The 18,559-nt window shown below is 59.2% G+C and carries 18 protein-coding genes and 1 pseudogene; 5 read left to right on the plus strand and 14 right to left on the minus strand.

Features of this window, described 5'->3' with window-relative positions:
* Window position 1 precedes the first annotated feature (1 nt).
* From ACWKWM_RS04700 to ACWKWM_RS04750, 11 genes and pseudogenes are all read right to left on the minus strand, one after another.
* Window positions 2-871 carry a hypothetical protein gene (locus tag ACWKWM_RS04700; RefSeq protein WP_483845017.1) on the minus strand — a complete coding sequence of 290 codons (870 nt, stop codon included), beginning with the start codon at window positions 869-871 and terminating at the stop codon, window positions 2-4.
* A 103-nt stretch (window positions 872-974) separates the two neighbouring features.
* Window positions 975-1,694, minus strand: a complete 720-nt coding sequence (locus tag ACWKWM_RS04705) for a hypothetical protein (RefSeq protein WP_483845018.1) — start codon at window positions 1,692-1,694, stop codon at window positions 975-977.
* A gap of 50 nt (window positions 1,695-1,744) precedes the next feature.
* A pseudogene (locus ACWKWM_RS04710) lies at window positions 1,745-1,972 on the minus strand (ATP-binding cassette domain-containing protein); the annotation flags it as partial.
* Window positions 1,973-2,114: 142 nt separating this feature from the next.
* Window positions 2,115-2,351, minus strand: a complete 237-nt coding sequence (locus ACWKWM_RS04715) for a helix-turn-helix domain-containing protein (protein ID WP_483845019.1) — start codon at window positions 2,349-2,351, stop codon at window positions 2,115-2,117.
* 430 nt (window positions 2,352-2,781) lie between these two features.
* A complete protein-coding gene (locus tag ACWKWM_RS04720; RefSeq protein ID WP_483845020.1) occupies window positions 2,782-3,252 on the minus strand; it encodes a VOC family protein in 471 nt (156 codons plus the stop codon).
* Between the two features lie 49 nt (window positions 3,253-3,301).
* Entirely contained in the window at window positions 3,302-3,772 is a 471-nt protein-coding gene (locus tag ACWKWM_RS04725) for a YybH family protein (RefSeq protein WP_483845021.1), read from the minus strand.
* A gap of 82 nt (window positions 3,773-3,854) precedes the next feature.
* Complete coding sequence (locus tag ACWKWM_RS04730) at window positions 3,855-5,174, minus strand: MFS transporter (RefSeq protein WP_483845022.1); 1,320 nt, start codon at window positions 5,172-5,174, stop codon at window positions 3,855-3,857.
* A gap of 310 nt (window positions 5,175-5,484) precedes the next feature.
* Entirely contained in the window at window positions 5,485-6,255 is a 771-nt protein-coding gene (locus tag ACWKWM_RS04735; protein WP_483845023.1) for an AraC family transcriptional regulator, read from the minus strand.
* A 165-nt stretch (window positions 6,256-6,420) separates the two neighbouring features.
* Entirely contained in the window at window positions 6,421-6,906 is a 486-nt protein-coding gene (locus tag ACWKWM_RS04740; protein WP_483845024.1) for an N-acetyltransferase family protein, read from the minus strand.
* Window positions 6,907-6,965: 59 nt separating this feature from the next.
* Complete coding sequence (locus ACWKWM_RS04745) at window positions 6,966-7,841, minus strand: NAD(P)-dependent oxidoreductase (RefSeq protein ID WP_483845025.1); 876 nt, start codon at window positions 7,839-7,841, stop codon at window positions 6,966-6,968.
* A gap of 304 nt (window positions 7,842-8,145) precedes the next feature.
* Window positions 8,146-10,320 carry a TonB-dependent siderophore receptor gene (locus ACWKWM_RS04750; protein WP_483845026.1) on the minus strand — a complete coding sequence of 725 codons (2,175 nt, stop codon included), beginning with the start codon at window positions 10,318-10,320 and terminating at the stop codon, window positions 8,146-8,148.
* Between the two features lie 294 nt (window positions 10,321-10,614).
* On the opposite strand from ACWKWM_RS04750, the gene ACWKWM_RS04755 reads away from it, so the two are divergent.
* On the plus strand, window positions 10,615-11,253 hold the full coding sequence (locus ACWKWM_RS04755) for a LysE family translocator (RefSeq protein ID WP_483845027.1): 639 nt from the start codon (window positions 10,615-10,617) through the stop codon (window positions 11,251-11,253).
* A gap of 7 nt (window positions 11,254-11,260) precedes the next feature.
* Here the strand turns inward: ACWKWM_RS04755 and ACWKWM_RS04760 are convergent, their stop codons facing one another.
* Window positions 11,261-12,154, minus strand: a complete 894-nt coding sequence (locus ACWKWM_RS04760; RefSeq protein WP_483845028.1) for a LysR substrate-binding domain-containing protein — start codon at window positions 12,152-12,154, stop codon at window positions 11,261-11,263.
* A 113-nt stretch (window positions 12,155-12,267) separates the two neighbouring features.
* On the opposite strand from ACWKWM_RS04760, the gene ACWKWM_RS04765 reads away from it, so the two are divergent.
* On the plus strand, window positions 12,268-12,711 hold the full coding sequence (locus ACWKWM_RS04765) for a PACE efflux transporter (RefSeq protein WP_483845029.1): 444 nt from the start codon (window positions 12,268-12,270) through the stop codon (window positions 12,709-12,711).
* A gap of 198 nt (window positions 12,712-12,909) precedes the next feature.
* Here the strand turns inward: ACWKWM_RS04765 and ACWKWM_RS04770 are convergent, their stop codons facing one another.
* Together ACWKWM_RS04770 and ACWKWM_RS04775 are read right to left on the minus strand one after the other, a co-directional pair.
* Window positions 12,910-14,061, minus strand: coding sequence for a PQQ-dependent sugar dehydrogenase (locus ACWKWM_RS04770; protein ID WP_483845361.1), 1,152 nt, complete (start codon window positions 14,059-14,061; stop codon window positions 12,910-12,912).
* 71 nt (window positions 14,062-14,132) lie between these two features.
* Complete coding sequence (locus ACWKWM_RS04775; protein WP_483845030.1) at window positions 14,133-14,498, minus strand: hypothetical protein; 366 nt, start codon at window positions 14,496-14,498, stop codon at window positions 14,133-14,135.
* An 851-nt stretch (window positions 14,499-15,349) separates the two neighbouring features.
* Here ACWKWM_RS04775 and ACWKWM_RS04780 point away from each other — a divergent pair.
* The 3 genes from ACWKWM_RS04780 to ACWKWM_RS04790 all read left to right on the plus strand — a co-directional run bounded on the left by ACWKWM_RS04780 (window position 15,350) and on the right by ACWKWM_RS04790 (window position 18,075).
* A complete protein-coding gene (locus ACWKWM_RS04780) occupies window positions 15,350-16,453 on the plus strand; it encodes a DNA alkylation repair protein (protein WP_483845031.1) in 1,104 nt (367 codons plus the stop codon).
* A gap of 129 nt (window positions 16,454-16,582) precedes the next feature.
* Window positions 16,583-17,419 carry a helix-turn-helix domain-containing protein gene (locus ACWKWM_RS04785; RefSeq protein WP_483845032.1) on the plus strand — a complete coding sequence of 279 codons (837 nt, stop codon included), beginning with the start codon at window positions 16,583-16,585 and terminating at the stop codon, window positions 17,417-17,419.
* Window positions 17,420-17,472: 53 nt separating this feature from the next.
* Window positions 17,473-18,075, plus strand: coding sequence for a LysE family translocator (locus tag ACWKWM_RS04790; RefSeq protein ID WP_483845033.1), 603 nt, complete (start codon window positions 17,473-17,475; stop codon window positions 18,073-18,075).
* The last annotated feature ends 484 nt before the right edge of the window (window positions 18,076-18,559 follow it).

An 18,559-nucleotide genomic window follows, 5' to 3' on the forward strand; every position in this document is an offset into this window, starting at 1 on the left:
GTTACCGGCGCAATCTGGCAATGGTTTCAAAAAGGGTGGGGAGCCCGCTTTTTTCCAGGTATTTGGCCATGATTTTGCGCAAGGCAGTTTGCAGATCATCAGGCCGCGGGGCACTGTCAGAGCCCTTGCTTTTAGCCTCGGCACTTGGAGCCGCGCCCTTATTCTTCTTGCTGATGCCGACGTCGTAAATCTCTTTTGAAAGGTGTTCTACGTAATCTTTCTTGACGTAGTGATGCTGCTTGAAACTGTCGTTGATAGTCAGGGAATTGGTGGAGGCAGAGAATTTGTTGACCACCAATTCGAGAAAGCCAAAGTGACTGTGGGACAACACGGAGTAATCGTGATCCGTTTCGAAAGCGATGAAGCCTTTATCCAGCCGCGTGGTTGGTAATGACGGGCTTTCCCTGATTCGTTTGGCGATGGCTGCATTGGCGTCGGTGAAGCTGTATGACACGCGGTGCCCTTCTACGTCATACGCCTTACCTCGATTGTGCGGCAATATAAGCTTTCCTTCGTCGGCATGACGGTAGTCTGCCAAGGAATGCCCCAGTCTATCTGCGTAAACCAGATCAATACCTTCAGCCTGAGCAAACTCGTAAATATCGCCAAGCAGTTGCCTATCATCCGAGGTCAGAAAAAGTGCAGCCGGAGTAGATACATTCATCAGCTTTTTATCCCGCACCATGGTTGGCTCAACATCCGGAGCACTGAAAAACAGCCGTTGCCTGAGCAGCGTTTGGCCGTTGATAGCCAAGGTGGATGCAGGGGTAGCGCGCTCTACAGGAACGTCCGTTAGTTCCTCGGTCTTGGCAGGCTTTACTGCAGGGATGTCGTTAGCAGGACGAGTATTCGATGTGTGATCCACGCGCATGATCAAATCTCCTGAAAGGCTGTCGCATAGCCGGCGTGCCAAGGTCGATAGCCATTTTCTTCAAGAAAAGTTCGGCGCTGGCTGGCAATGCTCCTGGTCAACATCATTCAGCCAAACTCGTCTGGCCCTGTATTTTTTCAAGCAGCAGCAAGGGGGACATTTCCCTGAGCAGTTCGCTGAGCGGCTTGTTCAGTTCCAGCGTGCCGTAGAGCGCTTCCTCCCGATCCAGATGACGTTGTTGAACAGCGCGATAGTTATCTGGATAAATGCTTTGCTCGACGGGCAGCAGACGGTCGAAGTGCTCAAGCAGCCCGTGAAACACGATGCGCCGCTCGACAACGCCGCGTGTTGTGGCGATGAGCTTGGTAAAAAAAGTGCTGTCCAGCTGACGAATTGCCTCATACGCCGCGTAACGCTCCGCCATTGTGAATAATGTGGTTTCGTCGCAGACCATGCAGCACAGGGCTTCTCTGGGTTTATCTCGAAAGGGGTTGGCAACTGCACCGCACCGATCGTGCCTGGACAACGCAAAACCCACTGCCTGCTCAACGACCGTCAGACGATGTTGGTCTTGGATCTGTGAAACATCGTTGAACACCGCTGCCTGCCGTCCTTCGCGGGCGACCTGTGTGGAAAAGCTGGCAAAGAGTCCATCAGGACCGAACAGCTCATTTTGACGCTGATAGAGCCGATCACTGGACAGCGCTGTTTGTTGTTCGGCCAGATTGAGAAATTTGACCTGAATACCTGCCTCTACCCGGTGCGCCGAGAGCGCGTTGAGCAGGCGAAACGAGTATTCAGTCCAGCGCGTGTTCGTGGTCATCTAGCGTCCTTTTTAGTTGTTTTATTGAAAAGCATCGGCGGATTCAGCCCCCCACAGGCAGGACGCTCCAACAGCCCCAAGATATTAAGCAGCGTGCTTTTGCCTGACCCAGAGCCACCGACAATTGCGCAAGTGCTCCCACGGCGCAAAATAAAGCTTACGTCGGTGAGTACACTTATATTTTGGCCACTTTTGAAGTAACGCTGACAAACACCGCGCATGACAATCAAGTCGGACGACTGGGCGCCCATTATTTTTTTCATTATTTTTATGCTCATCCATGACACATCCCGATGCACGCCAACATTTATACCGGCAAACGCAATACGGTCTTTTGATCGCAAGTCTCATCTATCAGATGAATGAATAACGCCATTATCAACCACTCTTCCAACAATACAATCCGTCAGATGTAGGGGATCAGATTTTCAGATTCTTGCGCGGTGCAGGCAGGTAAGTGGCTATCAGTTGAGCGCGGTTCTTTACCCCGGTTTTTCGCAGCAGCGCCGACACATGATCCCGTGACGTATAGTCGCTGATGCCCAGGCGCTGGGCGATATCCTTGTTGGTACAACCCTGAATAACCAGCTGCAACACCTCACGCTCTCGCTGGGTAAGCCTTGCTGCCCGCAGCTTTTTGCCCTGTGACTCCAACATGAATATCCAGATCCTTTTTATATTTATCATTGCTAACTGCAATACCAGCATCGGCAGCAACAACCGTTTTTTTAGCTGTCACCGTGAAGAAATAACGGTTTAAAAACGATCACATCAAATAACGAATATCCGCACCTTAGATGTGAAACGTCCTACATTCAAAAGAGAGACTTCCGTTTAATCCAAATACAACGCCCACAAAACCACACAAAAAAAACGCCGCAGACGATAAAGTCCTGCAGCAGCATTATTTTCAAGTAGAGGTTGTATAGACAGGCAAGATAAACGTGATGACGGCGATTTACAATCAGTTGTTACAAATCATCAACTCGATGTTCGTTATTTATTTTTTGTCTGAATTTTGGTTGCGAGGCGACCTACGCTCCACTGCGTGCAGGTCGCATCAACGTCCATGCCGGGGGTGCATTTTTCAAGCCGGGGCCTTGGCAAACATCTCCATGGCGCGCTGGCGGATCTGCTCGGGGCTCAGGTCTTCCTTGTGGGTGGCGACGAACCACAAATGTCCGAACGGGTCTTTGAGGCTGCCCGTGCGGTCGCCGTAAAACTGATCTTTGACCTCGTCTACCACCGTCGCGCCGGCATCAATGGCGCGAGCGAATTGGGCATCGACGTCGTTGACGTACAGGTGCATGCCGAACGAGGTTTTCTGCCCGCTTACGGGGCTTGCGAAACCGCCCATTTCGCAGGGCTCGGCAAGCATCAGCCGTGAGTCGCCGATTTGCAGTTCGGCGTGCCCCACACGTCCGTCCGGCGCGTCGAGGCGAAACATCTCAATGGCGCCGAAGGCTGCTTTGTAGAACTCGATGGCTTGGGCGGCGGGCGAGACGCCCATGTAGACCGTCAGGCTGTGCTGACCGTCCGGAATTGTTTTAACGCTCATGAGGGTGCTCCTTTCGGTGCTGGTTGTTAACGATCAAGACAGCGCGCGGTCAGGGTTGCAGGTCCAGCAAGGCCTTGGCGGTGGCCATGTCGAAAGGCGCCGAAAAATGCTCATGGACTGCCTTCCAACCTTCGTCGGTGTTGCGATATCCGGCGCTGGCACGCATCCAGGATGCGTTGACTTGGCCTTGGTCATCGGTTGCGCCGCAGCGATTGAGCCAGTGGGCGAATGCCATGTGCTCGTCGGCATACACCGTCACTTCGTGCTGCTCGAACAGCATGCCGCTCTCGCATAGCCCCAGGCAAAACTCCCAGTGCTTGCGGTAGGCATCGGCGCCCTTGAATTGCAGCTGCATGATGGCGTCGTAAGCGACGATGTCCGGTGCGTAATACGCCATCAGTTGATCGAGGTTTTTTTCCCGGACGGCGACGGACCACCCTGTCAGCAAAACGCGGATTTGCGCTTGGGCGGGGCTGATCGGGGGATCGCCTGGAGTGTTCTTACTGTGGTTGTCGCCCATGACTACGCCCTCGCATGGCTGGAGGAACAGCTGTCAATTAAGCGTAGTCGGTGATCGGGCGTCGCTCAACGACGCCCGGCTGTTAGCGGCAGGCGGGCGCCGTACCGGTGTCGTCAACCTGCATGCCGCGCCGCACGCCGAAAAACATCGCTGTCAGCAGGCCGACGCTGCCCATGATCACGCAGTAGCCGACGCACACCCACGGGCTCCATGGCATCAGGGCGATCAGGATCAACGGCGTGGTACTCGCCCACAGCGCATAGCTGATGTTGTAGGTAAAGGAGATGCCCGACACCCGAATGTTCGCCGGGAACAGTCCGATCATGACCGACGGCACGACGCCGACAATCCCACAGGCAAGTCCGGCGATGGCGTAGGCAACGCCCGTTGGCAGCCATTGAACGACCAGACTGGCGTACAACACCGCGATGCCGATTGGCAGCAGCAGGCTGTACAGCACGACCCCGCGCCATGCGCCGATACGATCCACCAGCATGCCGGCCAACACGCAGCCGATGTTGAGGAAGACGATGCCGATGCTGCTCAGGGCGAAGGTGTCGCTGGGGCTCATGCCGAAACGTTGTTGCATGACCGTTGGCGTGATCACCACCAACACCACCACCGCAGAAGTCAGGACGCAGGTCAGCAATGCAGCCGGCAGCAGCGACTGGCGATGTTCACGCAGTACGGTGCGCAGCGGCAGTTCGGTCATCTGTTCACGCTGCGCATGCAGCGCCATGAAAACAGGGGTTTCGCTCAACCAGCGACGCAGCCAGACGCCGATCACGCCAAACACGCCGCCCAGCAGAAACGGGATACGCCAGGCAAAGTCGAGGATTTCGGCATGGCTGAACACGCTCGCCAGCCAGGTCGCGGTCAGCGCGCCAATCAGATAGCCGAAGGTCAGACCCGCTTGCAGCACGCCCAAGGCATAGCCGCGATGGCCTTTGGGCGCGTGTTCGGCAACGAAGACCCAGGCGCTGGGCACTTCACCGCCCACCGCCGCGCCTTGCAGAATGCGCAGCGCCAGCAGGATCAGCGGCGCCCAGTAGCCGATGTCGGCGTAGGTCGGCATCACGCCAATCAACAGGCACGGCAGCGCCATCATCAGAATGCTGAGGCTGAATACGCGTTTTCGACCCAGTTTGTCGGCGAAGTGCGCCATCAGAATGCCGCCCAGTGGGCGGGCCAGATAACCGGTAACGAAGATCCCGAAGCTTTGCAGCAGGCGCAGCCATTCCGGCATTTCGGGGGGGAAGAACAATTGGCTGAGGGTCAGCGCGAAGAAGACGAAGATGATGAAGTCGTAGATTTCCAGCGCCCCGCCCAGTGCCGCAAGGCCCAAGGTCTTGTAGTCAGCGCGGGTGATCGGCTGAGGACGTGGTCGAAGAATGGCTGTCATGGGAGACCCCAAGTCGCGAGTAAATCGGCAGTTAAAGTGCGACCCCAGGTCGCAGGGCGCGAAGAATAGCAAAGCTGGGCTGCAGAAACAGGCGAGAAGACGATCGGTTTGCACCGGTAGTAGTGCACGCTCTTCAACGGTCGGGCTGACTACTATCGGTAGAAGGTATTTGTGGGAGGAAGCTTGCTCGCGATGAGGCTGGCACATCCGCCACCTTTTATTGAGTCCAGACATCCCATCGCGAACAAGCTCCCTCCCACAATCTCCTGGCCTGCAGGGCAGGATTTCTACTGCAATGGCGCTCCTACAATCACACGGCATACGCGCCGGGCGTTTCTCCAAACTGGGCGCTGAAGGCAGAGATGAAGGTGCTGACGCTGTCGTAGCCCAAGGTCGTGGCGACCCGTCCGACGTTGTCGCCCTGGGCGAGCAATTCCAGTGCGCGCTTCATGCGGGCAACGATGCGCCATTGCACCAGCGACATGCCGGTTTCCAGTCGAAAGTGCCGCGTGAGGCCGCGCTTGGACATGCCGACCCGCCGCGCCCAATCGTCCAGGGTCAGTTTGTTGGAGGGGTCGGCGACGATGGTCAGGGTCATGCCCACCAGATGCGGGCTGCTGGGCATCGGCAGAAACAGAGGCGTTGCCGGGGACACCTTTAGTTCGTCGAACAGCACTTGCAGCATGCGATCCTGCTCGGGCGCAAGTTCAGCGCCATTGGTGTTCCAGGCGCCAATGCGCTCAAGCAATGATCGGGACAGGCTCGTCAAATCGAACACGGTCGGCACGGTAGGGAACAGCGGACCTTGATCGGGGCGCAGGTACATCATCCATCCAGTGGTGGCCGCGTGCACCCTTGCCGCATGCGCAACGCCCGGTGGAATCCAACCGATACGCCGGGGCGGGACTACCCAACTGCCGCCGTCGAGTTCGGCGGTGATCACGCCTTGTTCGACCGCCCAGAGCTGACCTTCGCGGTGGGCGTGCAGGCTGTCTTCATTGCGATGGCTCAAGGCACCGGTTTGAACCAGTAACGGGCGGCCGTCTTGAATGCGGCGTTGGAGCGCGTACTGTCCTGGCATGGCCCGATTTCCCTGTTGGGTGGCGGCTCGACGTTAGCGCGCCAAGGCGTAACAAAGCAATGCGTGCGACCTCTGTAGGAGCCAACTTGTTGGCGAGCCAGACGGTGCGATGGGTCAGGTCCGCCGCCTCGCGAATAAATTCGCTCCTACAGGGTTGCGATGGCTTCAATGCAATTCACGCCCCGCCAACCCCTTCTCCATGTAAAGACTGCGCAGCGTGATCCCGCTTGAGTGCTCGTACGCTTCGTCCCGAATGGCGGCAAAGCCCATCGCGCGATAGAAGTCCGCCGCATTGAGCGACGAGAACAGGTGCAAGCGGGTGAAATGTTCTTGAGCCGCTATCGCCTCAAGGCCCTGCATCAACAGCTTGCCGATGCCTTTGCCGTCCTGCCCGGGCTCGACGAAGACGGCGATCACTTCACCGGTCTGGCGATCCAGAATCCCGTAGCCCAGCAACTGGCCGTCTTCCTGCGCCATCAACGCGCCTTGGGTGACGATCAGGCGCAGGTAGGATTCTGGCGCAGGCGATGCGCTCCAGACTTCGATCTGTTCGGCCGAATAATGACTGGCGCACGTTAATCTGACCGCGCGGGTTCTCAGTGCCCAGAGCGCGGGGATGTCGCCAATGACGGCCGGTTTGAGTTCGATCATATTGTTGTTGCTCCCTCCGTTACGCGCGCACGGCCCTGTGCGCGCACTGCATCAAGGTGTCAATTGCGTCCGGCATTGCGCTCGGCCACGCGACCCAATACTGCAAGGTCCATGTGCCCTTCGTCGTGGGCGGTGGCGTCCAGCAGGTTGCCGCGTACCAGATCGCCCAGCGGCATTGGCACTTGCACCTGTTCTGCAGCCGCCAGCGCCAGCCCGACGTCTTTGAGTCCCAGAGAGGCTTTGAAGGCGGCCGGCTCGTAGCTGCGTTCGGCGATCATTTTGCCGTAACCGGCATAAACCGGGCCTGGGAAGATGCTGTTGGAGATCAGGTCGATCAACTGCCCGGACTCCAGGCCGTAGGCGCCCACCAGTACCGACGCTTCGGCCATGGATTCAATGGCGCTGGCGATCATGAAATTGACCGCCACTTTCATCACATTGGCCTGAGACGCTTTGTCGCCCATGCGCCAGGTTTTACGCCCGATCAGGTCGAACAGCGGTTGTACGGTGTCGATGGCATCGCTCGGCCCGGCGGCGAGGATATTCAGATCGCCAGTGGCGGCGACGTTGGGCCTGCCGAGCACCGGAGCGGCAATGTAGCGGACGCCTTTTTCCTGATGCCGAGCCGCCAGGTCATCGGCGAAGGCCACGGCGATGGTCGCCATGTTGACGTGGATCAGCGGCGCTTTGAGGCTGTCCAGCAGGCCGGATTCCAACAGCACTTGGCGCAGCGCCTTGTCGTCGGCGAGCATGCTGAACACCACGTCCACGGCAAAAGCTTGCGCAGGTTCGGTCGCTGCCACAGCGCCTTGTTCGACCAGCGTTTGCACCGGATCTGGTGAACGGTTCCAGACCACCAGTTGGTGTCCTCCTTTCAACAAATTGGCAGCCATGGCCTGCCCCATGTTGCCGAGTCCGACGAAACCGATTTTCATGGATATGCGCTCCTGACGTGGAAAACAAAGACACCTAGGATGCGCTTTTGCGGTTGGCGATGGGAAGCGTCTCGCCGCTACCTTCACGCGGTCGGCTCGGTTGCTTCTGGCCGGAGGGCTAAATGCTCTGATCGGAGCGCATATCCGCTTCTGCCCGAGGGGCGTAGGAGCCCTGCTTGCAGGCGATGGGCTGCGAAGCAGTCCTGAATCCGGATACGCGATTTGGCAGAAGCAAGAGCTAACCCCATAGGGCTTCGGCAGAAGCCAAAACGAGACCCCAGTGCGTTTGGCAGAAGCGACCGTTTTAAAAACTCACGGTCGCGGTCACGCGTGCGGTGCGCGGTGCGCCGAGGAACAGGTAGTCGTCGCCCAGGTATTCCCCGGCATCGCGCCAGTAGCGTTTGTCGAACAGGTTGTCGATGGTGAAGCGGAACACCGTGTCATACCCGTCCAGCCGCGTGCTGTATCGGCTGCCGGCGTTGAATACGGCGTAGTCATCCACTTTCTGAGTCCCTTCGCGGTTGGCGTATTTGCTGGCGCTGTATTGCATGCCGCCGAGCAACGCCAGGCCCGGGATCGGCAGGCTGTAGTCGGCATACAGACTGGCGCGGAATTTCGGCACGTTGATCGGCTGATGATCTTCGTACGCCGCCGTGCCGCTGTCTTCGACCCGCGCACGAATCGCTGCCGCGCTGGCAGAAATCTGCAACTGCGAGGTCAGCCAGCCGTTGGCGCTCAGCTCGATCCCTGTGTTCTTCTGCTGTCCCTGTTGCACGTAGGTCAGCGAGCCATCGTCATTGGGTTTGGAATACTGATACGCCTGCCGCGTCTGGAACAACGCCGCCGCAAAACTCATGCGCCGCCAGTCGTACTTGACCCCGGCCTCCAACTGACGGGAGATGGTCGGCGCCAGAATCTCACCGATGTTGCTGTCGAACACCGACGCCGTGCCGCCCAGCGACAGGCCTTTGCTGTAGCTTGTGTAGAGCGAGACATTGTCCACCGGCTTGTAGATCAGCGCCGCCTGAGGCAGGAAAATCGAGCGCTGGGTGTGGCGATTGTCGCTGCCGTCTTCGTTGTAGGCCTTTTCATCAAGACGCACCTGACGCCCACCGATGACGGTTTGCCAGTGCTCGTTGAAGCTGATGCGGTCGGTGGCGAACAGCCCGTACTGCCGACTGTCCAGACGCCGCTCCGTATGCCCAACCGATAGATCGGACGGCGCAAACGTCTCGACCGGCTGATGAATGTTGCCGGAGCCAACGTATTCGCTGAAATACGGCCGCGTGTCCACCGTGCGCCGGAACACGCTGGTGCCGAAGGTCAGCTCATGCTTGAGCCAACCGGTGTCGAACAGCCCGGTCATGGCAGCCTCGACCTCATCGTTACGCTTGGTGTCGTCGGGGCTGCGGAAGTCGTAGATGTCGTAATTGCCGTCCGAGCCGAAATGTCCGGTGAGCGGTTCGGCCGAGCAGTTGGCGGCCTGGTAATAGCAACCGTAGGCGAACGCGCTGTAGTCATCGATCACCACACGACTGCGCGAGGCACTGAAGCTGCCTTTCCAGTCGTCGCTGAAACGGTATTCGTAACGGCCATTGATGTTCAGCGATTGAATGCCCACCGGATTGGACCAGCTTTGATAGCCCAACAGTTTGCGCGGCGAGGCGTCGTGGGGCAGTTCTGTGCCGTTGAGCAATTGGTAACCGGGGACCGAGCGCTGCTCTTTGTTCTGGTATTCGACGTCCAGTTGCAGGGTCGATTGCTCGTTGATGTTCCAGTCAAACGCCACGGAGCCGAAGTCGCGCTGGCCGTCGGCGTGCTCAACATAGGAGCGAATGTCCTCGTGGGCCAGGTTGATCCGCAGGCCGAATTGTTTCTCGCTGCCGAACCAGCCTCCGACGTCAGTGGCCAAATAGCGCTCGCCGTGCTCGTTGGTCGAAACCGTCACCGAGCGCACGTCTTCCGGGCGCTTGGTCTTGTAATTGATCAGGCCGCCGGGCTCGGATACGCCGCTTTGCAGGCCGGACAGCCCCTTGAGCAATTCGACCTGTTCTTTGTTTTCCAGCGCAACGTTCTGCTCGCCGGTGATGGTCCGGCCATTGATGCGATAACTGCTGGCTGCGTTCAGCGAGAACCCGCGCACCACGAAGTTTTCGTAATAGCCGACCGGGGCGTAGCTGTCGCCCACCGAGGCGTCGTTTTTCAGCACGTCGCTGAGCAGTTTCGATTGCTGGTTTTTGAGCATTTCGCTGCTGAAGACGCTGATCGAGGCAGGGGTGTCGAGCAATGGCGCTTCACCGAAACCTCCCACCGATGCGCTATTGGCCTGATACACCGACGCCTGCTCGCCCGATACCCGCACCGCGTCCAGCGTCAACGGCTCCGACTCTTGGGCTGCGAACAACGGCGAAGCGAAGGCGATGCTCAGGGGCAGGAGGCGTCGGGTGAAGCCGGTTGCGGGGCGGCGAGGCGTGGGCATTTCGATAAAACTCCTGAGATGTTTCCAAAACCGGGATGACGAATGAAACCGTGGGAGCGGACCCGTCCGCGAAGTGGTCGGTACATCCAACATACGTTCAGCGCCTGACCTGCTGCATTCGCGGACAGGTCCGCTCCCACGGGACTTGCATCCGGCCAAGAATCCAATGGGTTCAACACCAACCAGCGCGGCGCATCTTTTACGTTTGTTGCCGGTTTTTTACAACCTCGGCACACTGCGTTACATTTTTCGCCAACACATTGGCGCCTATAGAGCCCCCACAAGGAAGTCCCGATGACCCTTTCGCTGTTCATGGCCGTAATTGCTTCGGGCTTTATCTACGGGATATCGCCGGGTCCTGGCGTGCTGGCGGTGTTCGGCATTGGCGCCTCGCGGGGGCGTCGGGCCGGGGCGCTGTTTCTGTGCGGGCATCTGCTGGGGGATGTGATCTGGTGCAGCGTAGCCCTGGCCGCAATCATCGGCGCCAAGGTGTTTGGCAGCACGACGTTCAACATTCTCGGGGTGATGAGCGGATTGTTCTTGTTCTGGCTGGGCTTTCGCGCGATCACCGCCAAACGCAGCAACGGCGACGATCAGAACGTCTCGGTGCGCAACCCGCTCTGGCACGGCATCGTGTTTGGCCTGACCAATCCAAAAGCCTACCCGGTGGCGGTCGCGACCTTCACCGCGTTGCTATCAAGCCGCGCAGAACTCCTGAACTGGTCGATGCTGCCGCTGTTGATTCTGGTCAGCACCCTGGGCGGGATCTTCGCTTACACAATCATCGTCGGCGTGGTCGGCGCGCGCCATGTGCGTACCCTGTACCAGCGTCACGAACTGACCATCACACGCATCTGCGGGGTGATGTTCATCGGCTTCGCCATCAATGCACTGGTGCATGCAGTGCCCGGCCTGCTGCCCCGTCGCCCTTGATAGCGGATCATCCGAACGGCGTGGCAGACGCTTCTTTTTCTAGCCACGCCAGGAACTCCCTCACTGGCGATTGCCGCTCGCGTCCCGGCGTACATACCGCCACATAACGCGGCCCTGGCAACGTAATGTCAGGCCGGTACGCCACCAGCAAACCCTTGGCGACGCTGTCGGCCACCAACACATTGCTCGCCAATACCAGACCATGACCGGCAATCGCCGCGCTCAGCGCGTAGTGCTCGTCGTCATATTCCCGAAAGCGCGCGTTGGCCAGCCAGGAGTGTTCGCCTGCCGCCGCGCACCAGCTTTTCCAGTTCACCACATCGGTGCCGGGGATCTGCCAGCTGAGGTCGATCAGCTCAAGGTTGTCACCATCCACATCCCCCAGGCCGGGCGCTGCGTAAACGGCAAAATGTTCGCGCATCAGCTCGACATGCAGCAGATTCGGGTCATGGCGGTGAGTGGTGCGGATGGCCAGATCGATGCTCGAATCGCGCAGCAGATCGACGGTTTCATTGCGCGTGTCGATGCGCACGTTGAACTGCGGCCAGGCGCGATGAAAGCCTCCCAGCCGGGGGATCAACCAGGACGCCGCCAAGCCTGGGGTTGTGGAAAGGGTCAGGGTTTGCGAAGCCGATTCGGGACAGAAACTCTCCAGGCTCTGGCTGATGTCCAGCAACGCGCGGTGGGTCTGACGGTAGAGTTTTTCACCATCCTCGGTCAGCTTCACGCCCTGCCCCGAACGGTCGAACAACAATGCGCCGAGCCATGCTTCCAGGGTTTTGACCTGATGGGAGATCGCAGCCGGCGTCACTGACAGCTCATCGGCGGCAGCCTTGAAACTGCCCAGCCTGGCCGCCGCCTCGAAAGTGCGCAGGGCCGTCAGCGGTAGGTTGGAAAACACAAGGCGGCTCCAGGTGAATTGAATTGAGTGGCGCTCAATTTATCTCATTTTTCTCACGGCGGAGCGGCCGGTAGCGTGGCCTTCAATTCGGGTTAATCGATTGGAGGCGCAACATGCAAGGCACCGCTCGCAAGGTGGTTCAAGCGATTTTGTACGAGACGATCGCGATCTGTTTTCTGTCGCCGGTGTTGGCGTTGACGTACGACGAGAGTTTGGGCTATTCCGGCGCGCTGTCGGTGATGCTTTCGGCCAGTGCGCTTTTGTGGAACGTGCTCTACAACGCAGGTTTTGAATGGTGGGAAGCGCGCCGGCTCAAACGCACCCGCACGCTGCTGCGGCGGTTGCTGCATTCGTTGGGGTTCGAGGGGGGGCTGACGATTCTGCTGCTGCCCCTGGTTGCCTGGTGGCTGGAGATTTCGTGGCTGGCGGCGCTGGCGACCAATCTGGGGCTGTTCGTGTTTTTCTTTGTCTACGCGCTGGTGTTTCAGTGGGGGTTTGATGGGGTGTTTGGTGTGCCGGATTCCGCACGCCAGACACCCATCCCTTGTAAAAGCTGACGAGCAACGCGAGGCTGCGAAGCGGTGTGTCTGATACACCTCCATCTCAGCCTCGCCAACAAGTTGGTTCCTACAGGTTTTCGGAAAACACGGCATAGACGCAGAGCTTCTGTGGGAGCGAACTTGTTCGCGAGGCGGCGTATCTGGCACACCGCGCCGTGCCTCTCGCCAACAAGTTGGCTCCTACAGAGAGCGCATTTACTGCGCCAAACCGACTTTCAACAACTTGCCGTCATCCTCGTCGGTCAACACATACAGATACCCGTCAGGGCCTTGGCGCACGTCGCGGATGCGGGATTTCAGGTCGCCGAGCAAGCGTTCTTCGTGCACCACTTTGTCGTCTTTGAGCTCCAGACGAATCAGATCCTGAGACGACAAGGCGCCGATAAAGATGTTGTGGTCCCACTGTTTGAACGTGCTGGAATCGTAAAACGCCATGCCGCTGATGGCCGGTGATTTTTGCCACACATGGAAAGGCGTCTTCATCCCCTCGACCACTTTGCCCTTGGCCTCGGAAATCGGCTGCCCGGTGTAGTCGATGCCGAAGGTCGCGATCGGCCAGCCGTAGTTGCCGCCGCGTTCGATGATGTTGATCTCGTCACCGCCCATAGGCCCATGTTCATTGGTCCACAAGGTGCCGGTCCACGGATTGAGCGCTGCGCCCTGTTGGTTGCGGTGGCCAAAACTCCAGATTTCCGGACGGACGTTTTTCTGCCCTACGAAGGGGTTGTCCTTGGGGATGGTGCCATCCGGATACAGGCGCACGATCTTGCCCTGCAGCTTGTCGAGGTCCTGCGCGGTGGGACGATTGTTGTTCTCGCCCAAGGCGATGAACAGATAACCGTCGCGGTCGAACACGATGCGCGAACCGAAGTGATTACCCACCGACAGCTTGGGTTGCTGCTGGAAGATCCGCGTGAAGTTTTCCAGCTTCGTCATGTCTTCTGACAACCGACCCCGGCCTGCTGCGGTGCCACCGGTTTTGCCATCGCCGCTGTCTTCGGCGTAGGTCAGGTAAACCATCCGGTCTTTTTTGAAGTCCGGAGACAGCACCACGTCGAGCAGTCCACCCTGCCCTTGCGCCCAGACTTTCGGCACGCCGCCCAGAGGGGCCGACAGCTTGCCGTCAGCGGACACGATGCGCAGGTTGCCCGGCCGCTCGGTCACCAGCATGCCCTTTTTATCCGGCAGAAACGCCAGCGCCCACGGGTGTTGCAGGCCGGCGGCGACCTCATCGACGGTGAGCGTGCCTTCTTCGGATTTGTAAGTGGTGGTGGCGGCTGACGCGCCGAGGGGCAGGCCAAGCCAAACGCTGGCACACAGGGTTGCGATCAGGGTTTTGCGGCTGATCGTGTGGCAGAGGGTCGTTTTGCGCATGGACGATTCCTTATCGAGGGAAAGAATTTTCTGACGCTTACGGCTCAACGAGTATTACCGCGCTGGCTGCTACCGGATGGAGTCGGTGCTTGCTGGCGAGTCGGATAGCCGTTGCGGATGCCGCCGTTTTCCAGTGTCGGCGGGCGCGGATTAACGCCAGTCGCCGGGCCGTTGACGGGTGGGCTGATCGACTGCGTGCCTTGGCGGCTGTTGGGATTGGCGCGGCGGATGGCGCCGTTGTCGGGGGTATTGTTGCGGGCGGCGCCGTTAGGGTAAGTAGCGGCGGCGAGGGTCAAGGCCGCTTGCCCGGAGGTGACATTCGGGACGGGAGGATCACCGGCATAGGCTGGGCCGACACTCAGCAAACTGCCGAGGGCCAGGGTCGCAAGACTTCGCAGAACACTGTTCATTACTACCTCAAGAGATTGGGTAACGATTGGTGTGTTGGATGGCGATTGGTCAACTAGGTTCGCGTAGGCCGGGCGGATGAGCAACTGTAGGACGATTCCCTTTGTAACAAGGATCGTCCAAATACGCAGGATACCCGTGGGAGCGGACCTGTCCGCGAAGGGGCCAGTGAGCCTGACACAACGTTGTCGCCTGAAAGACCGTATTCGCGGACAGGTCCGCTCCCACTTTGGTCCTGACTCGCCACAGACATCGATGCGAGGCAAAACCCTTTTGGAGCGAGGCTTGCCCGAGAAGGGGACCCTGAGCCTGACACAACTTTGTCGCCTGAAAGACCGTATTCGCGGACAGGTCCGCTCCCACTTTGGTCCTGACTCGCCACACATCGATGCGAGGCAAAACCCTGTTGGAGCGAGGCTTGCCCGCGAAGGGGACCCTGCACCTGACACAACTTTTATCGCCTGAAAGACCGTATTCGCGGACAGGTCCGCTCCCACTTTGGTCCTGACTCGCCACAGACATCGATGCGAAGCAAAACCCTGTTGGAGCGAGGCTTGCCCGCGAAGGGGACCCTGAACCTGACACAACTTTTATCGCCTGAAAGACCGCATTCGCGGACAGGTCTGCTCCCACTTTGGTCCTGACTCGCCACAGACATCGATGCGAAGCAAAACCCTGTTGGAGCGAGGCTTGCCCGCGAAGCTAACACCCGGTTTAACCTGACACGCCTCATCTTCAGCTTCGCGGACAAGCCTCGCTCCAACAGAATTATGGCCAGGCCGGACCCCGCCCATTCGCTCCTACAGCCTGTGGTGTACCCTGCAACCGCCCACCCTGTCAGGAACCGCCCTCCATGTCCGACGCCAACCCGCCAGCACCCGCCCTGAAGGAAATCTTCAATCGCGAGCGCCTGCGCAACATCGCCGAACAAACCCTGGCCGTGTATCCGGCGTTCGACAGTAAAGCCTTCATGGCCCGCGCCGCTAAAGACCTGGACGGCCTGTCATTGATGCAGCGCCTGAACCGCGTCAGCCAAAGCCTGCACGCTGGCTTGCCCCAGGACTACACCGCCGCGCTGAACATCCTCTTTCAGTTGGCACCGCGCCTGAACAGCGGATTCGTCACCCTGATCCTCCCCGAATACGTTGCGCTGTACGGGCAACACGACTTTCAGCGCTCGATGCAGGCGCTGAAGTTTTTCACCGCATTCGGCTCCTCGGAGTTCGCCGTGCGGCACTTTCTGCGCAACGACCTGAATCAAGGACTGGCGCTGATGCACGCATGGTCGCTGGACGACGACCCGCACGTGCGGCGGCTGGCCAGTGAAGGCTGCCGCCCTCGCCTGCCGTGGTCGTTTCGCCTGGAAAAGCTGGTCGCCGATCCTTCGCCGGTGCTGGACATTCTCGACAACCTCAAAGCCGACGACAGCCTTTATGTGCGCAAGTCGGTGGCCAATCACCTGAACGACATCACCAAGGACAACCCAGACTGGGTGCTTGAACAGATCGAAGCCTGGCCGCTGGATAATCCTCACACCGCGTGGATCGCCCGCCATGCACTGCGCTCGCTGATCAAAAAAGGCGATCCCCGCGCCTTGACGATCATGGGTGCTGGCGAGCAGGCCCAAGTGCGCATCGACGGGTTGAGTGTCACGCCGAACGCAATCCATCTCGGCGAGCGAATCAGCCTGTCCTTCACCCTGACCTCGACGGCCGATACCCATCAGCGGCTGATCATCGATTACGCGATCCACTACGTGAAAAAATCCGGCGGCACGTCCGCCAAGGTGTTCAAGCTCAAGACGCTGGAACTGGCCGCCGGGCAGTCGGTGACCATCACCCGAGAGCAGCAGATTCGCAACTTCACCACCCGCGTGCATTACGCCGGTCGGCATGAGGTGGATGTGTTGATCAATGGGCAATGCCTGGGTCGTTGCGGTTTTGATCTGGCCGAATGACGCGGCGATGCGACTGGTCGGCGACTGCACAAATCTTCCAGACTTGGCTTTAAGCTGAAACGCAAAGTCAGGCTCTTCCCAGAGCACGGTATGCAAAAGTGCACCGGCTGTTATTCGATTGAGGACGCTATGCCGACCCCAAACTGGATTGATCTCAAGCAGGACGCCTTGTCTGGCATCGAGACCATGCGCGCGCATTTTGAGGGTCACGCTTACGATCCTCACTGGCACGACAGTTATCTGGTAGGCGTCACTGAACAAGGCGTTCAGCAATTTAACTGTCGCCGGCGCAAACATCTGAGCACGCCGGGCAAGGTGTTCATGCTGGAGCCGGGCGAAATTCATGACGGCGACGCGCCCCATGCCGAGGGCTTTACCTATCGCACGCTGTATCTGGACCCGCACTGGCTGGATCGGGAACTGCGCAGCCTGTTCGAACAGACACCGGCTTCCACGCAATTGAGTTTTGCCGCGACACTGGCGGACGATGCGCGTCTGGCAACGGCCACCGCCAACGCGTTTCAGACACTGCACGATGAGGAGATCCGCATCGTGCGTCAGACCGCGCTCGACACGCTGCTGTCGAGCCTGACCAGCCATTTGCGCTGGCGCACGCTGATCACCCCGGACCCGCGCTTGCCGCTGGTTGCACAACGGGCGCGGGATTATTTGCACAGCCATATGACTCAGGACATCGGCCTTGATGATCTGGCGCGGGAAACCGGTGTCGATCGCTTCCGCCTGACACGGGCGTTCAAGGCCGCATTCGGCATCGCCCCACACGCGTATCTCATTCAGTTGCGGCTGGCCAAGGCGCGGCAATTATTGGCCCGAGGTGAATGGCCGGTGTCGGTGGCAGCTGCGTTGGGGTTTGCCGATCAAAGCCATTTGGGCAGGTGGTTCCAGCGGGCCTATCGCATGACCCCGGCGGACTACCGCAGGCGCTGCTCAAATCTTCCAGACTGAGGCCCGCGCGGCGGCGAAGATCGGGGCACGATCAATCACTGCCGAGTCGTTTCATGGACCAGATGTTGCCCTTTATGCTGTTCGCTTTTGTCGCCTCCATCACCCCCGGCCCGACCAATATTCTGGTGCTGACCAACAGCTCGCGGCATGGCCTGCTCACTACATTGCCGATTGTGTTTGGCGCCTGTGCTGCCGCTGCGTTGCTGGTGCTGCTGGTGGGCACCGGACTTGGCGATGTGCTCGCGCGGCATGCCCAGGTTCAGACGCTCATGTCATGGATCGGCATCGCGTGGCTGACGTGGATGGCGTGGCAGATCTTCAGCGCGCCCGCCGAGGCCATTGATCCCAACAATCGGCCCAAAGGCCCGCGAATGGGGGCATTAGGGGCTGCGGCCTTGCAGTTGGTCAATCCCAAGACCTGGATGATGGCGTTAGCGGTGATCAGCGTATTTGCCGGCACCGACGCAGACCGCATGGTCCGGGTGATGTGGCTGTCGTTGGCGTTCTTCCTGATTTCCATCCCGTGCATGACCGCCTGGGCATACCTGGGCATCGGCGCCGCAAAATTCTGCCGCTCGGCGACAAGCATGAAGCGCTTCAATCAAGTGATGGCTATGTTGCTGCTGGTGTCGGCGTGGTTGACGTTGGTGGTTTGAAATCCAAGCGGCACGCATCGCCGGTTTCTGGCCGGAGGCCGTAGGAGCGCAGCTTGCTCGCGATTTGGCGCGCAGCGGCAACAAAACCTGCGCATGCGGTGTGTCAGGTGCAATCGAGGTGTTTGGTTTGAGGGCCGCTTCGCGCCCCATCGTCGGCAAGCCGGACTCCTACGCCCTCCGGGCAGAAGCGGCATTGTGGCGGCCACAGTGATCGCTCCCACGCTCCGCGTGGTAGCGCCGGTCTGGACGCTCCGCGTCCTGTGAATGACGCGGAGCGTCAGGGGATTCATTACCACGCGGAGCGTGGGAACGATCAGCATCTCGGCGCAACGAATCGCCGTTGATTCTGGCGGCAGACGCGGCATTGTGCGCCACGCATCGCTTTTGATTCTGGCCGGAGGCCGTAGGAGCGCAGCTTGCTCGCGATTTGGCGCGCAGCGGCAACAAAACCTGCGCATGCGGTGTGTCAGGTGCAATCGAGGTG

Source organism: Pseudomonas rosaeacicularis, from assembly GCF_057128745.1.